The sequence below is a fragment of the Tritonibacter mobilis F1926 genome, from assembly GCF_000376545.2.
In the GTDB taxonomy this organism is placed as follows: Bacteria; Pseudomonadota; Alphaproteobacteria; order Rhodobacterales; family Rhodobacteraceae; genus Epibacterium; species Epibacterium mobile.
This window is the reverse complement of record NZ_CP015231.1, coordinates 625,156-650,565: the sequence shown is the minus strand read 5'-3', so window position 1 is coordinate 650,565 and position 25,410 is coordinate 625,156. Positions and strand designations below refer to the sequence as shown.

The 25,410-nt window shown below is 55.4% G+C and carries 20 protein-coding genes, 1 tRNA gene and 1 pseudogene; 12 read left to right on the top strand and 10 right to left on the bottom strand.

Annotation, left to right across the window (positions count from 1 at the left end):
* The first annotated feature begins 17 nt into the window (after positions 1–17).
* A complete protein-coding gene (gene dctP, locus K529_RS18550) occupies positions 18–1,106 on the top strand; it encodes a TRAP transporter substrate-binding protein DctP (protein WP_005610285.1) in 1,089 nt (362 codons plus the stop codon).
* Positions 1,107–1,210: 104 nt separating this feature from the next.
* Here the strand turns inward: dctP and K529_RS18545 are convergent, their stop codons facing one another.
* Positions 1,211–4,219 carry an aminotransferase class III-fold pyridoxal phosphate-dependent enzyme gene (locus K529_RS18545; RefSeq protein WP_005610283.1) on the bottom strand — a complete coding sequence of 1,003 codons (3,009 nt, stop codon included), beginning with the start codon at positions 4,217–4,219 and terminating at the stop codon, positions 1,211–1,213.
* A gap of 219 nt (positions 4,220–4,438) precedes the next feature.
* Between K529_RS18545 and K529_RS18540 the strand changes: the two genes are divergently transcribed.
* Positions 4,439–6,583 (top strand): TonB-dependent siderophore receptor, encoded by a 2,145-nt coding sequence (locus tag K529_RS18540; protein WP_005610280.1) that lies wholly within the window; start codon positions 4,439–4,441, stop codon positions 6,581–6,583.
* A 167-nt stretch (positions 6,584–6,750) separates the two neighbouring features.
* Positions 6,751–7,203 carry a MarR family winged helix-turn-helix transcriptional regulator gene (locus K529_RS18535; RefSeq protein ID WP_005610278.1) on the top strand — a complete coding sequence of 151 codons (453 nt, stop codon included), beginning with the start codon at positions 6,751–6,753 and terminating at the stop codon, positions 7,201–7,203.
* 54 nt (positions 7,204–7,257) lie between these two features.
* On the opposite strand, the gene K529_RS18530 is transcribed toward K529_RS18535, so the two are convergent.
* From K529_RS18530 to K529_RS18515, 4 genes are all read right to left on the bottom strand, one after another.
* Entirely contained in the window at positions 7,258–8,760 is a 1,503-nt protein-coding gene (locus K529_RS18530) for a tripartite tricarboxylate transporter permease (RefSeq protein ID WP_005610274.1), read from the bottom strand.
* Between the two features lie 8 nt (positions 8,761–8,768).
* The gene (locus tag K529_RS18525; protein WP_005610272.1) at positions 8,769–9,200 is read right to left on the bottom strand and encodes a tripartite tricarboxylate transporter TctB family protein; all 432 of its coding nucleotides are present in this window, start codon (positions 9,198–9,200) and stop codon (positions 8,769–8,771) included.
* Positions 9,197–10,174, bottom strand: a complete 978-nt coding sequence (locus tag K529_RS18520) for a Bug family tripartite tricarboxylate transporter substrate binding protein (RefSeq protein ID WP_046002558.1) — start codon at positions 10,172–10,174, stop codon at positions 9,197–9,199. Before K529_RS18520 ends, K529_RS18525 begins: the two co-directional genes overlap by 4 nt.
* 90 nt (positions 10,175–10,264) lie before the next feature.
* A complete protein-coding gene (locus K529_RS18515) occupies positions 10,265–10,987 on the bottom strand; it encodes a GntR family transcriptional regulator (RefSeq protein ID WP_052699547.1) in 723 nt (240 codons plus the stop codon).
* Between the two features lie 67 nt (positions 10,988–11,054).
* Here K529_RS18515 and K529_RS18510 point away from each other — a divergent pair, with 67 nt between their 5' ends.
* The 5 genes from K529_RS18510 (at position 11,055) to K529_RS18490 (ending at position 16,235) form a co-directional block, all read left to right on the top strand.
* Positions 11,055–12,020 (top strand): hydroxymethylglutaryl-CoA lyase, encoded by a 966-nt coding sequence (locus K529_RS18510; protein WP_005624819.1) that lies wholly within the window; start codon positions 11,055–11,057, stop codon positions 12,018–12,020.
* Positions 12,017–13,177 (top strand): CaiB/BaiF CoA transferase family protein, encoded by a 1,161-nt coding sequence (locus tag K529_RS18505; protein WP_005624822.1) that lies wholly within the window; start codon positions 12,017–12,019, stop codon positions 13,175–13,177. Before K529_RS18510 ends, K529_RS18505 begins: the two co-directional genes overlap by 4 nt.
* A gap of 367 nt (positions 13,178–13,544) precedes the next feature.
* Positions 13,545–13,620, top strand: a tRNA-Ala gene (locus K529_RS18500).
* A gap of 391 nt (positions 13,621–14,011) precedes the next feature.
* The gene (locus K529_RS18495; protein WP_081284873.1) at positions 14,012–15,439 is read left to right on the top strand and encodes an AAA family ATPase; all 1,428 of its coding nucleotides are present in this window, start codon (positions 14,012–14,014) and stop codon (positions 15,437–15,439) included.
* Entirely contained in the window at positions 15,432–16,235 is an 804-nt protein-coding gene (locus K529_RS18490) for an HNH endonuclease (RefSeq protein ID WP_005624830.1), read from the top strand. Before K529_RS18495 ends, K529_RS18490 begins: the two co-directional genes overlap by 8 nt.
* 423 nt (positions 16,236–16,658) lie before the next feature.
* Here K529_RS18490 and K529_RS23275 read toward each other — a convergent pair.
* Positions 16,659–16,802 (bottom strand): annotated as a pseudogene (locus K529_RS23275) (tyrosine-type recombinase/integrase); the annotation flags it as partial.
* On the opposite strand from K529_RS23275, the gene K529_RS23635 reads away from it, so the two are divergent.
* The 3 genes from K529_RS23635 to K529_RS18475 all read left to right on the top strand — a co-directional run bounded on the left by K529_RS23635 (position 16,744) and on the right by K529_RS18475 (position 19,676).
* Entirely contained in the window at positions 16,744–17,034 is a 291-nt protein-coding gene (locus tag K529_RS23635) for a hypothetical protein (RefSeq protein WP_005624836.1), read from the top strand. The pseudogene K529_RS23275 and the gene K529_RS23635 overlap by 59 nt on opposite strands.
* Positions 17,031–18,824 (top strand): TniQ family protein, encoded by a 1,794-nt coding sequence (locus K529_RS18480; RefSeq protein ID WP_040642594.1) that lies wholly within the window; start codon positions 17,031–17,033, stop codon positions 18,822–18,824. The genes K529_RS23635 and K529_RS18480 overlap by 4 nt, the downstream gene beginning before the upstream one ends.
* A 330-nt stretch (positions 18,825–19,154) precedes the next feature.
* Positions 19,155–19,676 (top strand): AAA family ATPase, encoded by a 522-nt coding sequence (locus K529_RS18475; protein WP_005624841.1) that lies wholly within the window; start codon positions 19,155–19,157, stop codon positions 19,674–19,676.
* A 523-nt stretch (positions 19,677–20,199) separates the two neighbouring features.
* Here K529_RS18475 and K529_RS18470 read toward each other — a convergent pair.
* From K529_RS18470 to K529_RS18460, 3 genes are all read right to left on the bottom strand, one after another.
* On the bottom strand, positions 20,200–21,285 hold the full coding sequence (locus tag K529_RS18470) for a hypothetical protein (protein WP_005624844.1): 1,086 nt from the start codon (positions 21,283–21,285) through the stop codon (positions 20,200–20,202).
* A 281-nt stretch (positions 21,286–21,566) separates the two neighbouring features.
* Positions 21,567–22,385 (bottom strand): HNH endonuclease, encoded by an 819-nt coding sequence (locus tag K529_RS18465; RefSeq protein WP_005624846.1) that lies wholly within the window; start codon positions 22,383–22,385, stop codon positions 21,567–21,569.
* A gap of 117 nt (positions 22,386–22,502) precedes the next feature.
* Positions 22,503–22,988: a hypothetical protein gene (locus K529_RS18460; protein WP_005624849.1), complete on the bottom strand. Its 486-nt coding sequence runs from the start codon at positions 22,986–22,988 to the stop codon at positions 22,503–22,505.
* A 418-nt stretch (positions 22,989–23,406) separates the two neighbouring features.
* On the opposite strand from K529_RS18460, the gene K529_RS18455 reads away from it, so the two are divergent.
* Positions 23,407–23,988: a recombinase family protein gene (locus tag K529_RS18455; RefSeq protein ID WP_046002559.1), complete on the top strand. Its 582-nt coding sequence runs from the start codon at positions 23,407–23,409 to the stop codon at positions 23,986–23,988.
* A gap of 224 nt (positions 23,989–24,212) precedes the next feature.
* Here the strand turns inward: K529_RS18455 and K529_RS18450 are convergent, their stop codons facing one another.
* Entirely contained in the window at positions 24,213–25,340 is a 1,128-nt protein-coding gene (locus K529_RS18450; RefSeq protein ID WP_005624961.1) for a hypothetical protein, read from the bottom strand.
* Positions 25,341–25,410 lie beyond the last annotated feature (70 nt).

The window sequence follows — 25,410 nt, the reverse complement described above, 5'->3', positions numbered from 1 at the left end:
GACTGGAGGAGATATCTATGACGCTTACAAAGACACTGGCTTCGGCCACCGTCGCCGTCACCCTTGCCGCGGGTGCTGCATCCGCGCAAGAAACATGGCAAATGACCACCACATGGCCCTCGTCGCTTGACCTGATCCAATTCGACAAACATTTTGTCGATCTGGCCAACAAACTCGCTGGCGACGAAGTTACCATCGAGTTCTTTGAGGGTGGCAGCCTTGTGCCCTCGGGCGAAGTTTTTGGCGCCGTAGAGAGTGGTATCGTTCAGGCTGGTGCGGATTGGCCGGGCTATTGGGCGGGCCGTGATCCGGCATTCTCGCCGCTGGCCACCACATCGAGCCTGTTTAACGCTGTGGATTACGTGAACTGGATTCAACAGTGGGGCGGTCAGGAACTCTACAACGAGACCTATGGCAAATTTGGCATGGTCTATCTGCCTTATGCGGTTACCAACAACGAGTCTGGCTTCCACACCAAAGAAGCCATCCGCACCATTGATGACCTGCAAGGCAAACGCCTGCGGGTTTCCGGTCTGGAGCAGGGGCGTCTGTTGAACAACCTGGGCGGCAGCCAAGTTTCCATGGCCGGTGGAGAGATCTACCAGTCGCTGGAACGCGGTGTGATTGACGGTGCCGAATTCTCGACCCCGAATGTCGACTGGTCCGGTGGTTTCCAGCAGGTGACAGGCTACTGGGCGACTCCCGGCTGGCACCAGTCCGCATCGGTCTTTGGCGTGATGATCAACAAATCTGCTTGGGACGCGCTCAGCCCGGAAACCCAAGAGAAGCTGCAAATCGCTGCAGATGCAACGATGCTGTGGTCGCTTGCCTACACCGAACGTAACGCCAACGACGCGTATAAAAAGTTCGACGAAGTCAATGAGATCACCCGTATGGATGACGCGGCACTGGAGAAAATCCAGCAAACTGCGAACGCAGTGATCGAAGAGGTTGCCTGCGAGAACCCAACTTCGGCGAAAGTGTACCTGAGCCAGCTTGAGTATCTTGCAGATTACTCCAACTGGCGTTCGGCTTCTGCGCCGTTCAACCTCGGTCGGAACCCGAACGGTCCCGACATTGAGAAAATCCGCGCTTGCGCGGAATGATCTGAACCCTTCGAGTATGTCGTCAGCGCGTAGATAGCGCGCTGACGATTTTCTGTGCAATCCTCTTGAGCATTCGGAGCCGCATCTTGCAGGCCGATGTTGCTTCAGATGTTATTCAGCTCGGCCAGCACCTGATCGAGCACGCTGATGATCATCTCAACATCTTCGGTCTCGATCGTGAGCGGTGGTCTGATCTTCAGGATGTTGTCTTTGGGGCCTTCGCTGCCGATCAAGATACGATGATCCCGCATGCGGTTTTTGACGTATGCACAGATTTCGGTCGCCTCAGATCCATCGGCGCGGATCAGCTCCAGCCCTAAAAACAACCCCATACCCCGCACGTCACCGACGCAAGGGTATTTGGTTTCGAGCGCCTTTAGCCCTGACATAAGCTCTGCACCCCGGTTGCGGGCATTGGTCTGCAAGCCTTCGTCATCGACAATATCCAACACTTCTTTGCCGATGCGGCACGACAGCGTGGACCCGCCAAAGGTCGAGAAAAATTCAATCCCGTTGTCAAAACTCTCTGCAATCGCTTTGGTGGTGACCAAGATCCCAAGCGGATGACCATTGCCGATAGGTTTGCCCATCACGACGATATCCGGCAACGCGCCTTGGTGTTCAAAACCAAAGTAATAATCGCCCAACCGACCCAGCCCGGTCTGGACTTCATCCGCGATGCAAACTCCGCCCGCAGCGCGGATTTTTTCATATACAGCAGATAGATAACCCGTTGGCGGAATGATCTGACCCCCAACAGAGGGAAATGTCTCGGCGATAAATCCCGCAACCCCATGCCCTTTGGCCTGAAGCGAGGCGATCGCAGGGTCCACAAGATCCGCAAACTTCTGCGCGCGGTCCGGATCATCGCGACGGAAGCGACCGCGATAGTCATCCGCGACCTCTACCAATTCCACCCAATCCGCTTGGCCGACACCGCCGGGTTTGTTGAACTTGTAAGCAGAGATATCAAGCGCTCCGGTGGTATTGCCGTGATAGCCGTGATCGGGCGTCACCATGCCTTTTGCGCCGCTGTGCGCGCGTGCAAGACGTAGCGCCAGCTCATTGGCCTCGGTGCCCGAATTCACAAAGAAACAGACCTCAAAATGATCGGGCAATTTTGACAGGATCTTGTCCGCAAAGGCCGTCTGTGCTGGGTGCAAATACCGCGTATTGGAATTCATGCGCCGCAACTGGTCGGCGGTCACCGCCTGAATACGCGGATGCGCGTGGCCCACATGTGGGACATTGTTGTAGGCGTCCAGATACGGACGACCCCATTCGTCAAACAAATGGTGTTTCCAGCCCCGCACCAGCATCACCGGGTCAGAGTAGGTGAGGCTGAGGTTGCCGCCAAAATGTGCGCGCCGTTTGTCCAATACTTCCGATTTGTCAGTGGGTTGATAACAAACCTTGTCATCAGGAAGATTAAGCAACGCTGCCGGGTTTGGACATAGCGCACGCCACAGATACATCTCGTCCGGGTCACCGACACCGGGCCAATCTGCCTCGATCCCATCGCAACTGAGGGCAAGTTGAAAATGCACATGCGGCGCCCAGCCGCCGTTTTTCGCAGGCGTACCAAGGTGGCAGAAAATCTCGCCTTTGGCGACGCGGTCGCCGGGGTTCAGACGTGTAATCACTTCGGGGTCGAGATGCCCATAAAGCGTGTAGAATGGATCACCTTCCGGTGTCTCGTGGCGTAGAATAATAACGCCACCATAATCCAGACGAGCTTTGCGATTTTCTGCGATCCAGACCTCGCCATCCAAAGGCGCATGTAGTGCAGTCCCCGCAGGCGCGAAACCATCCACCGCAAGATGCACTGTACGGCGGTCGCTGGCTTTCCATGGCCCATTTCGAAACGCAGCTGCTGTGTAGATCAGCCGTGGCTCATGATAATATCCGAGCCAAATTTGACCCTCTTGGTTGAATTCTTCCCCAACGCGGGCGGCTTCCGCCAGTGGCATCTCAAATGGGTTTTGTGGCCAGAGGCTGTTTTCAACCGAAAGCGATCCCATTGGCGCATCTGAAAGATCCTGCCCCATCAGGGGGGCAAAACTGCCGCGCGCCTCATTCAGCCACGCCATCACACGGTCTGCGCCATCCACGACCGGAAGATCACAGGCGGCACGCAGCCTTGCGGCCATCAAACCCGCGTTCAGATCATGACCCTCAAGTAAACGCCACGCCGGCCCCTGCGAAATGGTGATGTAAGGGTCATCCGGGTTTTCTGCGGCCATAAGTGTGGAGTTCACAACACTCACCGCCAAACGCATTCGCAAAAGTGGCCACAGCAGATCGATCTCATGTGCGCTCAATGGGTTAACCGCGTGATACCCCGAAACAAGCGCGGCGAGTGCCGCATCAGGTTTAGGGTGATCCAGCACCAGATAGGCCGCCGCAATGGCGAGGTCACAAATTCGGGGCGCTGCGCACATGTCGCCAAAATCAATGAGCCCGCTTACATGCGGTGTCGCACCCGTCCCTGCGCCACCACTCACCAGAATATTGTAGTCATTGGCATCATTGTGGATCGCCTGTTGGGGCAAGCGGTCAAGTTCTGGTTTGAGCGCCTGATATTGATCGCAGATTTTGCGGATCAGGGTTTTACGTGCGCCATCCTCAATGCACACTAGGTCCTTCGCAACCCAATCGGCGCGCATCAGGTCCCATTTGAAATCGCGTGACAGTTTCGGGTGTTCAAAATCCCTGAGCGTTGCCGTGGTTGCACCCAGAATTCCCCCAACTTCTGCGATCAATTGCTCGGTTTTTGGTGCGGCATCAGCGTAGCATTGGCCAGGCAGGCGCTCAATCACCCATACCAAGCGGGTTTCGCCCGCATCATTCTGAAGATGCAGCATCTTTTCTCCCGAAAGCGCTGCAACAACTGCTGGACAGGGCAAAGCGCGATTGGCTTTTGCGATATGATCCAAAGTTTGGATTTGCAGGTCCACCAGCCAATCTTCGCAGCCCGGACGCATGGCTTTGACTACATAGCCTGACCCTTCCGGTGTTTCAGCAAGAAAGTTCAGATCATACTCGCCATCAAGGCGTTTCAGCTTGGCACGAATGCCCCAATGCTGCTCCAAGGCAGATGCCCAATGGTCCATATGCTCCTCCCAAAGCTTTGATGAATACGCGGGCGCTCCGCGCCGCATGTTACCTTGTTCTATATCCGAAAACGCAGCGCAAGGAATTGCCATGAAAGAGTAAATTTCCCCGTGCGCGAAGTTTCGTGAGGGGGTGGCTTTGTTTTTGAGATCATTGTTGACTAAATTTGTCGATCATAGATACATACCGGTGATATTGAAATCGCCGAAAGATTCGAGATGACTAAGAAAACAGTAGCGCTGTTGACGGTAGGTGGCGTGTGGACCGCTCTTTGCGCTCTGCCTTTGGCAGCGCAATCGGTGGATACGGATGCCATCATTCTAGAGCCAATCCTTGTAGAAGCTGGCGATGAAAAAACAGAGGTCTTAGGACCGGACGCTGGGTTGGTTGCCTCCGGTTCGTTGAGCGGCAGTAAAACCGCGACCGATGTGCTCCGACTGCCGCAATCCGTTTCCGTGGCGACACGTGAACAAATGGATCAGCAGGGCGCAAAATCGGTTGGCGCAGCACTGCGCTATTCGCCCGGTATCCGGGCTGAGGCTTATGGTGCGGATACGCGGTATGATTGGTTTTTCATTCGCGGGTTCTCCGCCAATGCGCAGGGGCTTTATCTCGATGGATTACAACTGCGGTCGCAGGCGTTTGCCAACTACAAGGTCGAGAATTTCGGGCTTGAACGCCAAGAAGTGCTGATGGGGCCAAGTTCTGCGCTCTATGGCGCAGGCAGTCCGGGCGGGCTTGTCAACTTGGTCTCCAAACGCGCGCAAAAAGATCAGTTCACCCGCTTTGGTGTTGGGGTTTCCGATCCCGAAGGGCTGGAGCTACGGCTCGACGCCAACCGGCAATTGAATGAGGCAGGTACAGTGTTCGGCCGCATTGTGATGCTGGGGCGGATGACCAAGACGCAAGTGAACCATGTGGAGGATGACCGTATTTACGTGGCGCCCTCGCTGACTTGGGCACCTCAAGAAGGCACCGAGCTGACGCTTCTGGCGCAGTACCAGAGTGACGAGACCGGCACGGTCACCAGTTTTCTGCCATATGAGGCAACGGTAAACGCGGCCTCTTTTGGCCGGGTGTCTCGGGATTTCTTTACCGGTGATACCAACTTTGACAGCTACGAGCGCCGTCAGATGATGGTGGGCTATAGCTTTTCACACGCCTTCGATAACGGGCTGAAGTTCTCGCAAGATGCGCGGTTTTCGAAAGTCGAGGTCGACTACAGGACGCTCTACGGGGCCGGGCTGGCGTCTTCGTACTTTCCTTCGATGCCGGATCAACTCCTTGTGCGCCAGTTGATGGCAACTGGTGATCAGGTCTCGTCCTTTCAATTCGACAACCGGCTAGAGACGGAATTTTCAACCGGACAGGTGGATCATAGTCTGCTGGTCGGGTTGGACTACCGGTATGAGGATTTCCTCAATCGCGCAGTCTATGGGGGCGATCCTTCCGGGAACTATTTTGTCATCGACATCACCGACCCGCATTATGGGCTAGCGGTCACCGCGCCCGCCTACACAACCAACAGCACAACCAAAACACGCCGGGCAGGGATCTATCTGCAGGATCAAATGACTGTAGGTGGCCACACCGATGTCTGGGCCGGGCTGCGCTATGATTGGGTGTCCGCAAAAACCACCAACCATTTGACCGGTGGTCGAACGGATGCGGACTACAGCGAATGGACCGGGCGGATCGGTGTGAGCCATGAACTGCGTGACGGCATGCGTCTATATGCCAGCTACGCCACCTCGTTTGATCCGGTGCCGAATTTTGACCCCGAAACGGCAGAGCAATATGAGATCGGTTTGAAATACGAGACAGCAGATGGCGGCTTGCGCCTCAGTGGTGCGGTGTTTGATCTCGCTCGTCAGAATGTGGTGACCAACCATCCCACACGGGGTCGCGAGCAAACCGGCGAGACCCGGTCTCGCGGATTGGAACTGCAGGCGCAGGGCGATCTTGGGAACGGTTGGCAGGCTGTCGCGGCACTCACCGCGATGAAGCTCGAAGTCACCCAGACCTCTGAGCCGTCTGAGCTTGGCAATGTACCCGTGGGCGTGCCGGAAACCATGGCGTCGCTCTGGCTGACCCGTGAATTTGGCGGCCGCCTTGAAGGTCTGCGTATCGGCGGTGGCGTGCGGTACACGGGGACCTCGCATGCGGACAAGGGCAATGCATACGCGGTTCCTGCTTATACGGTCGCGGATTTGGGTCTGGGGTATGAGACCGGCAAGATGGAGTTCAGCCTCAATATCTCAAACCTCTTTGACAAAACCTATGTGGCATCCTGTGCTGGCATTAACGCCTGCTATTATGGCGCGGGTCGTACGATTACTGCCGATCTGACGATGAAGTGGTAATCACGCGACCAGACTGAAGACGCTCATCTCTTTAGGTTGGGCGAGGTCCGCGCGCCGGTCATGCGCGGACCTTTGTTTCTTTTTGACGTTTGGCTGTGAACCTGTCTAAACCAAATGAAATCAGGCCTTTGCCGTCTTTGCAGGCCGACCATAAGACGAGGAACCCGATGTCCGGTTCAGATACGGCGACCACGATAGAGATCGCACTGGCCGTAGAGCGGTTGGCAATCATGTTTTCGCAATACCGTCCGGAGGCTGTGCGGACCTTTGGTGTGTCCAGTCAGCAGGCGATCATTCTTGCGGCGATTTATGATGAGCCGGGATGCGGCGTGAAACGGATCACCGAGCGTACGGGGATGTTTCAGTCCGTGGTCAGCCGTAGCCTCGGCAGTCTCGTGCGCTTGTCCTTGTTGGAGAGAAGACGGTCCAGCACGGATGCACGCGCCACCGAACTGCATCTCACTGAGGCGGGGCGGCGCGCGGTCAACGAGATCCGCGATGAATGGCGTGGGAGTTTGCAGAAAGCCTGCGCCTCGCTCACCGAAGAACAAGCGGCAGCATTGATGCCGAGCCTGTCACTCGTGCTCACGGTGGCACAGCAATTGGTGAAAGAGGCGTAAGACCTGCTGGGCACAATCCAAGGCGTGAAGAGGGCCCCGGGCGGGGCCTCTCTCCTATTTGTCAAGCACGGCAGGACGCCGCCGCATCGCGATACCAAAGGAAAATGCGAGCATCAGGGCCGTAAAGCCATAGATCACCAGCGCGATCGGGCTTTGCAGCAAAATGCTAAAGTCCCCGCCTGAGATCGACAGCGCCCGACGCAGATTGTTTTCCATATCGGCACCCAGCAACAGACCCAGCACAACTGGCACCAGTGAGATGTCAAATTTTCTGAGTGCATAGCCCAACAAGCCAAACCCGATCATCACAAAGAGATCGAAGGTGGAGTGGCTGATCGAGTAGATCCCGATAAAGCTCACCATGACCACAATCGGCATCAAGAGCCATTGTGGCAGGGACAGAAGCCGCGTGAACAGGCCCACCATGGGAATGTTCAGCAGCAAGAGCACGACATTTGCCAGATAGAGCGCAGCAATTAGACCCCAGACCAGATCGGGTTGCCGTTCAAACAAGAGCGGTCCGGGCTGAATATTGAGCGATACCAGAAGTGCCAGCATCACCGCTGTGGTGCCACTGCCGGGCACCCCAAGCGTCAGCATTGGGATCAATGCGCCGCCCGAGGCTGCGTTATTGCCCGCTTCGGGGGCTGCGATCCCGCGTGGGTCACCGGTGCCAAAAGTGCCATGCTTGTCACTGATCTGCTTTTCTGTGCTGTAAGAAACAAAAGCACCAAGCGATGCTCCGGCACCCGGCAACACCCCGCAGATAAAGCCGATCACTGCCCCACGGATAGACGCGGTAAAGCCTTCGAACACTTCTCGGAGCTTGGGTAGCACGCGGCCCAGTTTTGCCGGTCCGGTGCCTGCGACTGCGTGGCTCTCGAAATACATGATGATTTCACTGACCGCGAACAGGCCGACGATGGCAACGATGGGATCAAACCCGTCATAGAGATGGAACGACCCAAATGTGAAACGTGCTGTGCCGGTGCCGGGATCCAGTCCCACACTGGCCAAGAGCAGGCCGATCATGGCTGCCAGCAAGGTCTTGAACGGGTTCACCCCGGTGACGCCTCCAATGGTGGCAAAGGCCATCACATAGAGCGCGAAATAGTCAGCCGGGCCAAAGTGGATCGCGGCCTTGGCCAGCAAGGGCGCGAAAAACGTCAGACCCAATGTGGCAAAGGTCGCCCCCACAAATGAGGCCACTGCAGAGATACCAAGCGCTTTGGCGGCCTGTCCCTGACGAGCCATGGGGTAGCCATCCAATGTGGTCATAATCGCGGGCTCGTCGCCGGGGATGTTGAGCATGATGGAACTGATGCGCCCGCCGTACATGCAGCCATAGTAGATGCAGGACAGCATGATGAGTGCAGAGCTTGGCTCAAGGTTCATGGCAAAGGCGACGGGGATCAGGATGGCAACGCCATTTACCGGGCCGAGGCCGGGCAGGGCACCAATCAATGTACCCGCAAAACAGCCAAATACCGCCAGTGCAAGATTAAGCGGTGTGACCGCTACGGCAAAGCCGCTGAGGAGAGAAGTCAGAATATCCATGGAGTGTGTCAGCCGAAGCGCGCTGGCGCAAGGGGGAGAGGAAGCCCGAGCACGGTGTCAAAGATTAGGTAAAGCGAAATGCCGACGGCGATTCCGGTCAGACCCGCCTTCATCCGTTCTGCCCCAAACAATAGGGCCAGACAGGTGGTGCCGATCATGGTCGACAGTGGGAAGCCAAGCGGTTCAAGCAGCAGCACGTAACCAATCAGCACGCCAAGCGTCATCGCCTGCTGCATGAATGCGTGCAAAGGTTGGGCTTTCGGGTTGGGGTCGGGGCGCAGGATCAGGCCAATACTGAGGATGGCCGCCGCTGCGGCGACCATCTGCGGGAAAACTGCCGGTCCGAGGGGATCCCCGAAACTGGCTTCATAATCACGCGCAACCCAGAAGGCCGCAGCCGAGATCATAAAGATCACGGCCCCGGCGATGCGGTCGATCATTTGATGACCCCGATGCTACGCGAGATGTCTTCCATCTGTTTTGCCTGATCGGCGACATAGGCTTCGAATTCGTCGCCCCCGCGCCAGACGGTGATCAGGCCGTTGGCCTCTGCGGCTTCTTTCCACTCTGCCGTGTCAAACAGAGTTTTCAGCTCATCCACCCAGCCTTGGTAGGCGTCATCAGAGACATCGCCGCCAGTGTAGAAACCGCGCCAGTTATAGCCGGTCACGTCAAAGCCTTGCGATTTGGCGGTTGGTGCATCGGGGAACGCCGGGATGGGTTCATCCGAGAGTGTTGCGAGGATCTTGATGTCACCGGATTCGACAAAGCCTGCGATTTCGCCAAGGTCGGTGGAGACCGCACCCACTTGACCGCCCAGCATTTGCGTTACAGCGGGGCTGCCGCCGTCAAACTGCACCCAGCGGATGGCTTTATAGGCGTCGCCGTCCATGCCTGCGGCGTCTGCAAGCATCAAAAGACGGATGTGATCCCATCCACCCGCGCCCGACGAGCCTGCCACCGGAACAGCGGTCGGATCGGCTTTGAGGGTGTCGAGCAAATCGCCGATGTTTTCATACTCGGAATCGGCAGGCACGACGATCACGCCTACATCGGTGCCCAGCATGCCAACCCAACGCATGACATCGACGCCACCGGGGTATTTGCCCTGTGCGATCTGGGTGACGCCCACGGTCGAGGTCGCGACCAGCACATCCCCGTCATCTGCGCGTTTGCCTGCCACATTGGCAAAGGCCACCGCGCCGACGCCGCCGGGCATATTGGTCACTTGCACAGAGCCGTCCTGAAGCTTCAGCTCGGTCAACAGGCGGCCCACCGTGCGGCAGGTGAAATCCCATCCGCCACCGGGGTCCGCCGGGGCGATACATTCCGCCGCGCTCGCGGTGAGCGGCGTAACTGCGGTCAGACCGGACGCAAGCAGCGCACCGGCGATCAAATTGCGAGTATAGGACATGGTTCCTCCCTTATCGTCCTGTGGCCCGCAAGGTGTGAAGGCGTGCTTCATACCGCTTGCGGGGTCGTTTGGCGTGCCAATGCCGGGCGACTATTGCCCGGAGTTTTGATCGACAACGCCGCGCGCGCCGAGAAAGCGGCGCGCGCCCTCCACAGCGGCAAGGATTTGGTCACGCACCGCGCGGGTGTGCAGCCTGACCTTGCGCGCTGCCTCGTCCTCATCGCCTTTGGCAATTAGGTCGAGCAGTTCACTATGTTCCTGATAGGCGGCTTCGCGCTGGGCCTCGTCGCTGGCCAAGAGCCAGCGCAGACGCAATGCCCGACCAACGGCTGAATGCACCGCGTCGCGCAGAAACGGATTGCCCGAAAGCGCTGCCAATTCGACATGCACATCGAGGCCGGACGCCATCCAATCCTCAACTTTGAAATCGGTGCGCCCACGTTCAACCGTGCGGCGCAGTGCTGCCAGATCTTCGGGTTTTGCGCGACGGCACGCCAGTCGAATGGCGGTGTCTTCCAACTCTTCGCGAAATTCAAAAAGGTCGTGGATTTCTTGCAGATCAATCGGCGCGATCATGTAGCCACGTCGAGGATCGCGCACGATCAGCCCCTCTGCGGTCAGGGCCGCAAGGGCCGCGCGAATGGGGGTGCGCGACATCCCGTAACGCTCCTCAAGAGCACGCTCCGACACGGGTTCTCCGGGGGCAAAGGCCATCGACAGGATGTCCTTGCGGATCTCCTGTAGAGCACGCTCGGCGCGCGGCATTTCCGAATTTTCGCCCGTCTTGCCCTTGCCCTTGTCCATGGTCTGCATTGACCCTCCTCGCGCTAATGGTATACCGCAGTGGTCGACCACATCAATAGCTTTTGGAGGAGGGCGCATGACACAGGTTCCACTAGAGGGATTTCCCGACCGGGTGCGGATTGTTGACGTGGGCCCAAGGGACGGTTTGCAAGCCTGGCCAGAGCCGGTGCCGACGGATGTGAAGATCGAGATGATCAACGGTCTGATCGCAGCCGGTGTCCCCCAGTTGGAAGTGACCTCCTTTGTTGCGCCGCGCGCGGTTCCCAACATGGCGGATGCAGCCGAGGTCATGGCCGCAATCGACCGCAGCAGAGGGGCTGAGCTGACGGCATTGGTGCCCAACGCGCGCGGAGCTGCGCGCGCTATTCAATCCGGTGTGGACGCAATGGTGGTCTTCCTCTCCGCCTCGCAAAGCCACAATCAGGCTAACGTAAACTGCCCGCGCGAGGTCTCGCTCGCGGCGGCGACCGAGATTGCCAAGATGGGGCAGGACGCCGGTGTTCCCGTTTACGGAGCCATCGCAACCGCCTTTGGTTGCCCATTTGAGGGCGACGTTCCGGTTGAGGACATCGTACTGGTGGCAAAGTCTTATGCAGACAGCGGTATTACCAAGATCACCTTGGGCGACACCACTGGCATGGCCACTCCACGACTGGTGCAAGAGCGTTGCCGACGCCTTGCCAGCGACGTGCCCGATGCTGATGTGGCGCTTCATTTCCATAATACGCGCGGCGTCGGTTTGGCCTGTGCTTACGCGGGTCTACAGGAAGGGATCACCCGATTTGAGGCCAGCGTTGCGGGCATCGGGGGCTGTCCGTTCGCACCGGGTGCCACGGGCAACATCTGTAGCGAGGATCTGGTTTACATGCTTGAAGAAAGTGGCATTCATACCGGTATCGACCTTGATGCCCTGATCGCTGTCGCACAGCGTACCGAAGCGGCACTTGGGCAAAAGTTGCCCGGTCAGGTGATGAAGGCAGGGCCGCGTCTGCGCAAATACGGACGCGATGAAGTGCGCTCTTCGAGCGGGAGCCGCGCATGACCACTCCTGTCGATATGCAGCCCCCACTTCATGGTATTCGTGTCGTTGATTTGACCCGCGTTTTGTCGGGGCCATTTTGTTCGATGCTTCTTGGTGACATGGGCGCAGAGGTCATCAAGATCGAAAGCCCCTCAGGTGATCCCGTGCGGGGGCAGGGCCATCATAAAAACGGCTTCTCATGGTATTTCGCAGGCTTCAATCGCAATAAGAAATCCGTGGTTCTGGATCTCTATTCCGATGAAGGCCGCGCCGATCTTGCCCGCCTGATTATGACGGCCGATGTGCTGGTCGAAAACTTCCGTCCCGGCGTGCTGGCAAAGATGGGGTTCTCCCAAGAGCGGCTGGATGAGCTGAACCCGCGCCTCGTGGTTGCAAGCGTCAACGGCTTTGGCTCCAAGGGGCCTTATACGGATCGCCCCGCCTTTGATTTTATTGCGCAAGCCATGAGCGGTTTCATGAGCGTGAACGGCCCCGAAGGAGAGGCCCCTTTGCGAGCGGCGCAGCCCGTCACCGATCTGGTTGCCGGGCTTTACACTGCCTTTGGGGTCGTCTCGGCGCTGCATGGTCGAAACCGGGATGGGCGGGGCCAAGCGGTTGAAACTTCTATGGTCAACGGCGTGCTTAGCATGATGGCCTATCTCGCCTCTGAGCATTTTGTGACTGGAGAGAACCCGCAACGCACCGGCAATGATCACCCGCTTGTCGCGCCATATGGGCTTTATGATACTGCGGACGGCCAAATCGCCATCGCCCCGTCAAACGATCAAGTGCTGCAACGTCTGCTGACCGAAATCGGCCTTGCCGAGCTTCTCGAAGATCCGCGATTTGACAGCAATGCCAAACGATTTGAACGACGCGATGAGCTGCACGGAATTCTTGATGCTGCACTTGCCAGTGATACGCAGGAAAACTGGATCATTCGATTGAATCGGGCAGGGGTGCCAACCGGCAAAATCCAGACATTGAAGGACGTGTTTGAGGATCCGCAGATCAAGGCGCAGGAGATGTCTATTGACGTCCCGCATGGGGATCGCGGTGACGTGCGCATGCTGGGCTTTCCGGTCAAGCTCTCGCGTACCCCCTGCGAAGTGCGGCTGCCGGCGCCTGAGTTGGGAGAGCACACAGAAGAGGTCCTCTCTGCCTTGCGGGATGGATGAAACTCGATCTCTGGCAGAAAAGTTATCATTGAGCCCGTGACATAGCACTTTGTCACCCGGGGGGGCGTTTCAGACATGCAGGATTTAACCACCCGCATGTCTGCTGGTTTTCTTGATCCTGGCTTTAGCGTGCGACGAAGGCACAGGGGGTACCAGATCTATGGCGCACGGGCTCTCTCAGTCTCGGTCGTGCGAACTTTGGTCTGCAGTATCTCTGGTGACAGGTCCGTGCGAATAGGGGAGTAAACCCTGCTACACGCGACATGCAAAAAAGTTGCCAAGAGGCGCATTTTGCGCTTGCAGCCCCCCGCCACCTCCCGTAAATCGCAGTCCAAGCAGTGATCACCACCCGGTGCCGCTGCAAGATGGGGCCTTAGCTCAGCTGGGAGAGCGCCTGCATGGCATGCAGGAGGTCAGCGGTTCGATCCCGCTAGGCTCCACCAAATATCTCTGAAAAGCACCAGATAGTTCTGCCTTTTTCGTCAGGAGCATTGCCTCTGACCGCGCGACCTCATTCCCTGCGGCTGGCGCGAGCGTCTGCTGTTGGCCGCAGCCAGCCCAATCACGACATTCGTTCTGCGCCTGCATCAGATGACCTAGCCTGCTGGCCGGCGGACAGCCGCCGTTCGCTGCGTCGTGGTCGAGCGGCGGCGGTGCGCAGGAAACGAACCCAGGTGGAGGAGGTGCTAGAGACAGATCAGTGTCGCTCGGCACATTCTGTATGCTCCAACGCGCTGCGCACGAAATCGACGTCAGAAACATTTGTTTTGGCGCACCAGTACCCTATAAATGCTACCTATATGTACCTTAAGCCGATAACGGTGGAGCACTGATTTGATTGCAGAGGAAGTGAGTTTTGAGTTCAAGGGAACGCATCAGAAATTCAGACTAATAAGTGATGAAGAGAGAAGAGCGGGAAACTTTTTCACCCTAATAAGCGGAGAGAATGGCGTTGGAAAAAGCGTATTATTGCGAGCTCTTGTTGATGCCGCTCTGACACCAGCCAGCCAGTCATTTTCTAACAACCGCACTTCTAAGGCTTCCGCTAGGTTTTCTGGCGGGCAGCCGACACGCATTTTGGCCCTCTCCGGCACAATAAACGACAGATTTCCCAACAATTCAGGGGCAGACCTTCGACTAAGCGTAAACAAATTCGACGTATCCAATTTCTACTACTTTGGCCCACGGCATGCCGGCGGCATAGCATCAAGCGCGCGAGCAGCAAGCAGCATTTCCCAGTCAATAGTTTCCTTTATGATTTCAGGTGGGGGCTGGAGCAAAGGCGCGCATCATCTCCTTAATTATTTGGGATTGACCGGATCTGTTGTTGTAAAATTACAGCCGCACCCCAGAGTGAGAAAGAACGTCGATGGATACATCGAAGAAATGATGCGTCGCCTAACTGGTATTACTGAGAAATTTGAAGGTGATCAGAAGGAGCGAATAGATTCAGCAAAATTCGCCCTTTCTATTCTGCAACAGGTCGATGAGAAAGATGTTTTCCGGATTCCTGAGAACTGGCCTATGCGCTTGCGGTTCGAGAGCAGAAGCGGCGATATTATTATGGAGAGAGATCAAGGTTACCTTTTCGAATCTCTTCTGATAGAACACCAGGAGGATTGGCCGAAACTAACTCTTGGGCTCATCTCCATCGGGCTTCTCAAAGCAGATGTCGAGTTTATTAAGTTCGACAACGAACACGATAGTGTCAATCTTGATGAAATGAGTTCCGGTCAATGGCAGCTTATAAACTGCCTGTTCAATTTAGCTGCTTCAGTTCGGGATAATTCTTTAATCCTGATCGATGAGCCGGAAAATAGTTTACACCCTCAGTGGCAGAAAAATTATATCAGCCTAGTTAGGGAGATTATTTCTCATACGAAAGGGTGCCATGTGCTGATCGCAACGCACTCACCAATGCTCGTGACTTCGCTTTTGCCACATGATGGAGCGCTGTTGAGCTTAACGAAGGAACAGGACAGTTCTCAGGTCGATGCGGAGATCGAGGGTTCAGCATATGGTTGGCTACCTGGAGACGCACTTAGGGACAGATTCGACCTTGACACACAACGCCCTCCTGAACTCACAAAGGCAATTAACATAGCGCTCTCCGCAATTCGAAGAAATGACGGGCGGTCCTCTGATCTAAAAAATGCGAAGCGCCGAATAGCCCATTTAAGATCAAGCCTTCCGGTTGATGATCCACTCAACCTAACCCTAGACGCGATTATTGAGTTCAAGGTCGATACCAGGGATGAATGAAGATGTAGGCGATGACGCCGAAAAAAATGGAGTCGGCATACTGTGGGAAGGCCTTGTCAACTTCGAACACCCCGACGAGCTTTCCGAATTACTTCAAGAATGCTTGGACCAAAATCGGGAGTGGGGAAGCTCGGCCAGCCAGCATGCGAAAGTTTCTCTTAGGAAGACTTTGCTGGTAGCCCAAAAGGCGCAGTGTGCCTACTGCAGGAGAAGGATAAAGGATGAGCTTGGACACGTCGAGATCGATCATATTCTTCCAAAGTCCGCAAAAGGTGATATCGCAAAAAGCACCTCCAATGCTGAAGCTGATCGCTTTTGCACGCAAGGGTATCCCCAATTTTCATTTGAGAAGAGAAACTTAATTCTGACCTGCAAGAGGTGCAACAACAAAAAAGGTTCATATGATTCCAGATCGAACCGTTCTATTGCTGCAGATCCTGGCTACACCTTAAATTCAAATTACTACTCTTGGGTTCACCCTTACACAGACCAGTATTCCGAACATATCTCACTTCATAAAGGTCTAATTTACACCCCACTCAACGGATCGATCAAGGGTGACGCCTTAATACGCATTTGCAAGCTAGATAGTATTTCTGCTGTAGAGGCTCTTGCAAGAGAATTAATCGCCAAGTCTGCGGGTGGCTACATTAAGGCGATTATGAAGCTTCTTGGGGGTGTAAATGAAACCGGCTGGGAGGTTTTAACAGACTCTGTTATTGAGGCATTTCCTGACATTGACCCCGACATTATAGCGAGAAAGGTAGATGAGTTCAGAAGGGCTTCTGGCGAATAATCTTGGCGGCCCATGATGGATTTCTCAGTTTATCTCTCGCGTGGAGCTAATGCAGGCGTTGAACACATCTCTAAATTGGGGGCAGAATCCCATCTGCCCCTAGTCTGAACGCTAGCAGTGCGTAGGTCTGGGCAATCGTTTTGCCTTCGAGTGCTTGAGCTTTGGGCTGAGACCGGTCGTCCTGTGCATCTAGCGCGAAGGTCAAGAAAGGGCCGTGCTTGTCCCGAAGGCGGACCGTTGCGACCGACTTTGCAAAGGTCGCTATCTGCGCTTCGCTGACATTCGTGTGAGGCGCAGCATTTGGGTGTCGCTCGGCCAGGGCTTGAATGGCCGCTTTTGCCTGTCTGGCACGGAACCTTCGCAGACGCCGCCAAGGTCTGCTCCCCGCCCATTCTTCCTCTTCTCAGCCGCTGCAGTTTCCGGCTACCACAGATCGTTGAACCGGTGCGCAGCCATCCGCGTGTAGTGCGCTGTGTGCCGGGGGTCACGGTGTCCGAGGTAGTCCTGAATGACTCGCAAATCATGCCCCTTGTTCGCCAAGGCGAAACCGCAGGAATGGCGTAGCATATCGGACGCAAACCGCCGCGCATTCGCGCTGCGCGCCTTGACACCTTTCCATGTGACCGACGTGGAAGTCGCCCGTGCAGATGCGGCACTGCACTATCCGCTCCGCTCTGATGAACAGCGGTTGGGATACCATCGGCGGACCTCCTGCGATGCCGAATTCAATCCGTTTGTCGTGCCGGATTTCATGCGCATCGACGCCCGCCAGGTGTTTTCCCGGGAGATCCGCACATGATGTTTTCGACAGTTAAGCCGCTACCCTTGAATGTGAAATACCATTCCGGAGAATCCGCAACCTCTCTCGCCTCCCGCTTAGCACAGCGCAACGGCGTGTCAGGCATGGCGATGTTTCTGTCGGACTTCGGGATAGACTATTTGAACCTGACCAATGGCAACCAGGAGGATTGCGCGCGACTGGCCGCACTTGCCGGGGTCGATCAGGCGGAACTGCATCGCAACACGCCCGCGCTCGTCTCTCCAGGTTGGTTCCGGTTGGGGCAGGAAGAGATCAAGTTCACGGCTTTCACCCGGACAGCTCTCAAGGGCTGTCCGCAATGCCTTCAGGATGCTTCACACAAAACCGGTGCTGCGCATTTCGGCCTATGGCAGTTGACCTCAATCCGCACCTGCTGCTTGCACAGCTGTTACCTCACTCCGTTGCCCACGTCGCCTGGAACGCGAGAGCGGTTCGACGTCACCAGACTTACCTATGGCTTTTCACCACCAGAACCTCAAATCGCGAACGATCAGGACCTTTTGTTCGAGCATTACCTGAGAAACAGGATCGAGAAAGGGCCTGGGAAAACGTGGCTCGACCGGTTGCCCTTCCATGTTGCGGCGCAGACCTGCGAGGGCTTCGGGCTGCTACTGACCCTTGGCCCAAAGGCGCGCAGGGAGGTGGTGACGCCAGCGCAATGGGCGGCTGCAGGGACTGTCGGTTTCAGTGTCCTGCGCCGTGGACCGGATGCGTTCCGGCAGAAGTTGAAGGATATCCAGCAGGCGCATCCGATCGACAACACCCTCTACCGGACCCGCTATCGCGTTTTCTTCGAGTGGCTGCGCCACCGTGACGACGACCCGCAGTTCGATGTGATCCGTGATCTGGTGCGAGAGTTCATCTTCCGCAACTTCCCAATCTCCGAAGGCTCCATCGTTCTGGGCCAGCCTTGCCCGGAACAATACGTTCATTCGCTTTCGACGGCGCGCTCGCGCTATGGGATGTCTGGCTGGAAGCTGGCGCGTCGCTTGGCCTCAATGGGGCTCGCTGAAAGGAAGGTATCCGGGAAAGGCTTTATTCTGAAAGACTATGTACCCACCGAGATAATCAACGACATCACAACCGATTTCGGCGCCCTTTTGAACGCAACCGATGCCGGTAAGTATCTCGGCATTGAGCGCTTCATGATGGCTAAGCTGACGCAACCGGGATTAGTTGAGAAGTACTTCGATGAGAAGAACGCATCACCGATGTATCACCCGCGCGATCTCGATGGTTTTATCGGAAAGCTGAAGGCACGAGTCGAGCGCTCCGAGGCGGAGAACCTACTCGATATTGCAACGGCATCGCATCGTGTCCGGATCCCGACGGAGCGCGTGGTCGAAATCATTCTGAGAAACCGCCTTCCGCTGCATGCAGTCGACCCGGTCACCGCGCGTTTCCCGGATTTCCGCGTGTCGCTCGACGTACTGCGTGAGGTCATCGCTACCGATCACCATGGAACCGTTCGACCGACCCGGGCTGCGAAGATCCTCGGCATCAATATCCGGACGATCCGCAGTCTGATGAACACGGGCGTTCTGAAGTCTTGTGACATAGAAGAGCTGAAGAGTGGGCGCATGCGGCGGTACGTCTGCGCCAAGTCGATAGAGCATTTTTCGAAAACTTATGTTTCGGTGGTCGAATTGGCTGGAGCAAGTGGACGATTGCCTAGCGTTGAGGCAGTGATTCAGCTCGACCGTGGTAAACAGCCACTATCATTGGATCCTCGCGCCAACATGATTTTCAGGCGAAGCGACGTTCTCTGAACCATCATTCACAGGAAGCCGGCCACTGCGCCGGCTTTTTCATGTGCGGTCAGAGGCAAACCTATCTGACGAAAAAGGCAGGTTCAGCTCTGCATCGAGATTTCGGGGCTTTGAATTCAAAAGGAAATTTTGGCGCGCAGAGGCAGAACTTTGTGACGCTTCCCACCCTGTGAAAAGCACCAGATAGTTATGCCTTTTTCGTCAGAGAATTTGCCTTTGCCGCGCAGACGGGTGCTGTTTTTCCTACGAAAATCCATGCTGCCTTGATCGCCGCTCCTGGCGTGTCGATCGCTTCGCAGCGCTTTCCCCTGTCAAACCCGAGGATGGCCCATGAGCGACCATTTCTTCGTCGTGACAGGCGGTCTCGGTGCGGGCAAGACCAGCCTGATCACCGAACTCGCCTGCCGCGGCTTCCACACTGTGCCCGAATCCGGCCGCACGATCATCCGAGAGGAGATGCAGAACGACGGAGACGCCCTCCCCTGGGCGGATCGCACGGCCTATGCCGAACGGCTGCTGGAGCGGGACCTGCGCACCTACAGCGCCGCACGGGCGCTCTCAGGCCCCATAATCTTCGACCGCGGCATTCCCGACACTCTTGGCTACCTTAAGCTCTGCGGCCTCCCCGTGCCGCCCCACGTCGCCGCAGCAGCCAAGGCAGCCCGCTACAACCGTCGCGTCTTCCTGGCGCCGTGCTGGGATGAAATCTTCACGCAGGACACCGAACGCAAGCAGACTCAGGCCGAAGCCGAAGCGACCTGTGCCGTCATGCGCGAGGCCTACACCGCCCTCGGATGCAAAATCACGGAGCTGTCGCGCGCCGACTTTGTCTGTAAGCAACTGGCAAATTGACCGTCATCTCTAGATGCCGTGGCGAAACTGCTGAAGCAGACAAACCGCATGGTCCCTCCGGCCTCCCGCTGCCCGACACTCACGGCCCTAAGCAGCCGTTGTGTATAACTCTGTGGCGATGCAATGCGGCTGGTCGAAGCGGACATTCGCTGCACAATCAAATTTACAAGATTAGCCAAAGGCTCCCTTGGCTCAGGCCACCATTGGTTCCAAAACTCTGACAACGGACACCCTGTGGCCATCAATACTGTCTTGAGCCAAGCGGAAACGCTGCTCAAGTGACCTTGATCCTCAAAGTCGCTTTGTCCCGACCCATCTGAATATTTCCGGCGCGTTTACTTTAGGTTGGAGGCACCTAGACCAATCAGATATGGAAAGGACATTGAAATGGGCAAAGGACAAGGAAACGGCGGAGGCTGGCCGTCCACAACTGGCAACCCGAGTGGCGGCGGGCGTTCTAACGGGGGAGGTAAGGGGAAGTAGACGAACACTGCGCCCCTCACGCAAACCTGTGGGGGGCGTTTTATGCGCGCGCTCGACGCACCAAATGAGACCAAAACGCCAACCCATCATCAAAGGCCCTATCCACATCCGCCGAAGGATACCTATCACGCAGCTCTGACAAACCTACCTCCTTGGAAAACTGCAGGAATCCCAGAACTAATCCAACGCACGTTGCGAACTCCGCCACTTCTTCCGCGCGATTGAGATGCTCTTCCTCTACATCAAATTTCGCGGCAAATGCGGCTTGCAAGAGAGCGCAATGCCGATCCAATACGCGCGCGGTGAGCCTTTTTTTACTGCGATCCAAGGCACTTAACTCGTTCGCAACTGTTTGCATCGGCCCACCATCTGGGGCTCCACTGACCAGAAACGTCGCAACGTTTTGATAAACGGGTTTTGGCCGTCTTTTAGGTGCCGTTTTTGGTTGCGGAGTGAAGACTTGTAGCCAAGACACCCATGCGCTTCCAAGCTGGTCAGCTCGTGCGGGGACAAGGTTTTCAATGTCGATTCTTGACCAAATACCGACGCTTGAAATGAGAGCCACCACCCACAGAAAGAGTACGACATCACTGGTGACCAAACGCTCAACACGCTCAATTTCCGTTTCGTTGGGCACGGGAATGAGAGGTTTACCAGCTGCCACCCACGGATAATACAAGAAATCCTTCCTTGTAGCCTTTCCGCTTCGTGAACTCACTGCGAGCTTCTCCGCCCGCTCAATCGTTTCCAAGATGAAATCGCGCTTCTTCGAATTAGGTTGTAGCACAGGCGGCGAAAGCAAAATCGAGACATCGTTGGTAATGGAAGAATCCGACAATGACGACATTTGAAGCGCCTTTATTTCCTTGTAGCCTTCAGGATCTGAAGACTTGTTTTCGTGATGCCGTTGGATTTCACGGCTAAGACGTGTTTCTGTCTGCATTCCTTTCAAACCATCCGCGCTAAGCGTTCGTGCAAGGGCTCGGTAAAGCCTGACGCTTTCCTTATTCGTGTCATCCCGACTACCGAGAAAATCTGCAGGCCCGATGCTGCCCAACTCGTTGGTGGTCCCGTTGCAGGTGCCAAACTTAAGAAAGAGGCGTTTGTAAAATGGAAAAATGAACATTCGGCTCTCTGCGGAATAGACGTTTACAACAGATCCAAACGCTTACTAGCATTCTTGCGCAAAAGAAACCATCAGCATCGATTGCACCACCGAACCGTATTTCGAATTGTTTCCCGTTCGAGACCGGCCCTAAGCAGACCTTGAGCGTTGGGGTAGGATGCTGCGTTTGTCGCGCCCGTTGCTACTATTCGCTGCACCGGCACGTTTTCTGGTCCGCCCGTGGTCTAACGCTCAATCGCGTCCGCGCGTCAACTAAGTAAGAGCCCTACAATTTAAGGTCATCAGCCTTTCACTACAGGCACATCCAAATAGCGCTGAAGTGCTCGGATATCTGCGAGATCTGGCATCTTGTGCAACATTCGGTGGCAATTGGCGCACAAGACCGCCAGATCAGATACAATTAAGTGACGCACCTCGAAATTCTCTGCGTATGGCACTTTATGGTGAACTTCAAAAACCGCTGATCGGACGCTATCTTGATGCGATATCTGGCAACACTCGCACTTGGCACCGTATTGATCGAGGGCGAGCTTTCGAGCCTTTGAGCTCCGCTCGACCGCCGTAGTCCACTTGCGGCGCTTCTTCTCGCTTTCGATTACATCTTCGAAATCTTGAAGCCATCTTTCGAACCAAGACACCCAGTTGCTACTCTCATCGCCGTATAACACGGGAAATTGACCTTTAGGTCTGGGTTGTATCTCATCAACCCTTTTCTCAAAGGGAACCAAAAATGCGTCTTTCGGATTGACCCTGACCCTGCAATAGATGTCCGAGTTTCCGGCTTTGAGTTTATCTGGATGCCTAATTGGTGTGGAGAAAACAGTCGCGTTTCTATAGTAACCGCACACAAATCCGCTGCTGATAAAAATTACAGTCACATTTGAGATTTCTTCATCGCCCTTAGAGCCCCCCAATCGACTCAGGTCACCGCCACCCTCCTTGGGAAGGTAGCCGTAGATGAATCCATCAGAAGCAACTGAAAAATTATGCATTTCATGCGGGACTTCACCGCTTTTCCCATAACCCATGACCGGTTCAGCGGACAGGGCTTCCCCGTCAAACCGGCCGAAGCTCTCAACGCGGGCTAACAGATAACTCATCTTAACCCCTGTTTCTTCCCCTTGAGAATATGTGAAGCAACTCCACGTAGCTTTATTTCAAGCCTTTTGGTTCGGCCCACTCATGCCGTTCGTCAATGAGGAAATTTCCGAAGCGGCTTAGAAATTGGACTTTGCTAATGTTTGCTTTTGCGATGTGACTGGGTCGATACAAACGATCTCCCATTTTTCAAACGCGTATCCAGTGGCCGGTTTCGCCGAAGAGCCAAAAATACCATGCCCCTTCAGTTCGCAATGTAAATACTCTCCATGGGCACCAACATCTCTTCCGACAATCAAGGTGTCTGTCTCTCTATGAAGCAGAACGCCGGCATGTTCGACGAACTTGCTACCCGGTTGAGGATCACCAATAATCTCAATGATCCAGTCTGTTCCGTAAGACAGCACCTCATCGTGCGGAGGTCGTGCCGTAACCATGTATTGATACCCATCCTGATTAGTTTCCAGAATGAGAAGGTTTAGTTTGCCTTCGCCGTCGTCAACGCATAACCCCGCATAGGTCTTGCTTTGGTTGACCACTTTTATGAACTCACCGGCGATGCACTTAGAGAAGTCCTGAACCTTGGTTTGTGGAAATATATTCATAAGTGTCTGCCTTAACGAAATGATTGGGTGATTGAGTTAGAGCTTAGATGCACAACAGATGCACGTAAACCGGGAATCACAGCATTGAAACGAGGAACCGTGGCTGCCTTGAACGTCCGCTTGCTATGCGCAGGCCATTTGAGCCTGCAAGTGCAGCGAACGACGGCTTTCCGCCCTCTTCGACCTCCGTGGCCAGCGCAGTGAGCGACAGCGCTCCGCCCGTTTCTGCTAGACTTCTCGCAGTCGCGGCATGGATCGAGCTGTCCCGGTAATCGGCTTACTCGCGTCCGCAAGGGGATCCTTTACCGGACGGTTTTGAACTCGCATCTGGCCTCCGCTGCTGCTGGGGAAACATCGTCTCGATAGATTGGTACGATTTGTTTATCGCTGAGCGGACCTCTTGCGTTACATTTCTCCTATGACAGACTTTCGCATCGGCTATGCCCGCTGTTCTACCGACGCTCAGGATCTCGCCGCGCAGCGTGCGGAGCTAGAATCCCTCGGCGTTGCCCCCGATCGCATTTACACCGACCACGGACTCACCGGGCGCAACCGCGACCGGCCTGGACTAGCTCAGGCGTTGGCTGCCGTGCGCGCAGGCGACACGCTGGTTGTTCCCAAGCTCGACCGGCTGGCCCGCTCAGTGCCGGACGCGCGCGACATCGCCGACGGGCTAGCTGAGCGCGGGGTACGCCTCGCACTAGGAAGCACGATCTACGACCCGACTGATCCGATGGGACGGATGTTCTTCAATGTGCTGGCGACCTTCGCTGAGTTCGAAGCCGACCTAATCCGGCTTCGAACTCGCGAGGGCATGGCGGTGGCCCGCGCCAAAGGGAAGCTGAGGGGCAAGAAACCAAAGCTTTCCGACCGGCAGGCGGCGGAGCTGACACGAATGCACGCAACTGGGGAGTATTCGGTGTCGGACTTGGCCGAGCTCTTCTCTGTCTCGCGACCAACCGTCTATCGCACGCTGGCGCGGCAGGGGCCGAAACGTTGATGGCCGACGACCCCTGCCAACCCTTTACAGCCGACCCTTCCAGCGACAGCACGGAGTCTACCGTGGGCAGGATGGGCGGAGAGCGGTCATTCGCCGCGCAAGTAGCGAATGTCAGCAAAGCGTAGGACCTGAGCACGGCCTCAAACCGCCCAGTGATTGCGCGTCGTCGGCCAAATTTCTTGCTTTGCCCTCAAGTGAGCTAAGCCCCCACCTGCTTGAAGATTCTATAGAAACTCCTCAATTAGACTGAATTCCAATTGGGTTGCCTCAGTAGACCCCTCAAGGTATGTGGATATCTCATCAAAGATTTTACCCGTATCAGCAAGCTGCTCATCTGTAAATATAAGCGTTGTAATTCTATACTTCCGGAAGTAGTCACGCAACTTTCCAGCTTCTTTCTCGAAGTTCCTCAATGCTTCTGCATTAATTTCCTTTTGGGATTTTTTGGCAGTGCTCGCAATGTGCCCATGTGTGGACCATGGCGATAGCTCGAAGCCTACCTTCTCGAGAGTTACAGGGTCAATCACACAAAAGTCGAGCCTATACTTGTGTTTTTTCTCTTTGCCTCGATAGCGGAGCTCAGGGATCAATAGAGGCACGTCTTCCGGCTTTTCTTGCGACTTTACATAGCTACAATAAAGTGCTGCGATTTCTCTCTCGTATTTTGATCCAGAAGGCCGCACCAGCACTTTGGTGAAGAAGCTAAGGTAGTCGTCTATGCTCGCGAAAGTAATTGGATCTGGGTCGCCTTGGACTACCAAACCGGTAGTAAGCAAGTGACCTATAGTCCAGTATAACTTTGGAAAGTGCCTGATTTCACTCTTGTCGTTCTCCCACTCTCCGGTCGCATTGAACCTTGGAGTTATGAGAATTCCATAATCACTATTGTTTTGCCCAATCCAAATCTCCGAGTCCGCTACGGAAGGACGATTTCGGACCAGCTCATCGTAATGGCGGAGGAACGACCTCTGGAGAAAAAGAAGAAAGTACTGCTTCGTCGCTTTGGTTTTCGTTAGAGTATCAAAATTAGATTTCAAAGTTGTCGCACTGAAGGGTGTGCCCCCGGCGGTCCAGCCATCACGTTCTCGAGCTTTTTTGAAACCGCTCAAATATTCTGAAATATATTCATCAGCTGACTTTATGACCTTTTCCTTAAGGTCGATGAAGGTCGCGGCCTTCCCGCCAATTAATGCATTGAATGACAATTGATTGTCATATCCGCTATCTATAGAAACCTGGGGCCATAGTTTAGCCAGCTCGGAAGTTATTTCCTTGCCCCTTCTATTGCGCGCAGTTTTGTTCGGATCTCTTTTGGCCAAATCTATATGCCCCCTTGCGATGATTATATGCAACCTGCCGAGTTCCGCTCATTCGCACAAGTCGAAACTCGCTCAAGCGGTTCCATGTGGAGGTAGAGCGGCG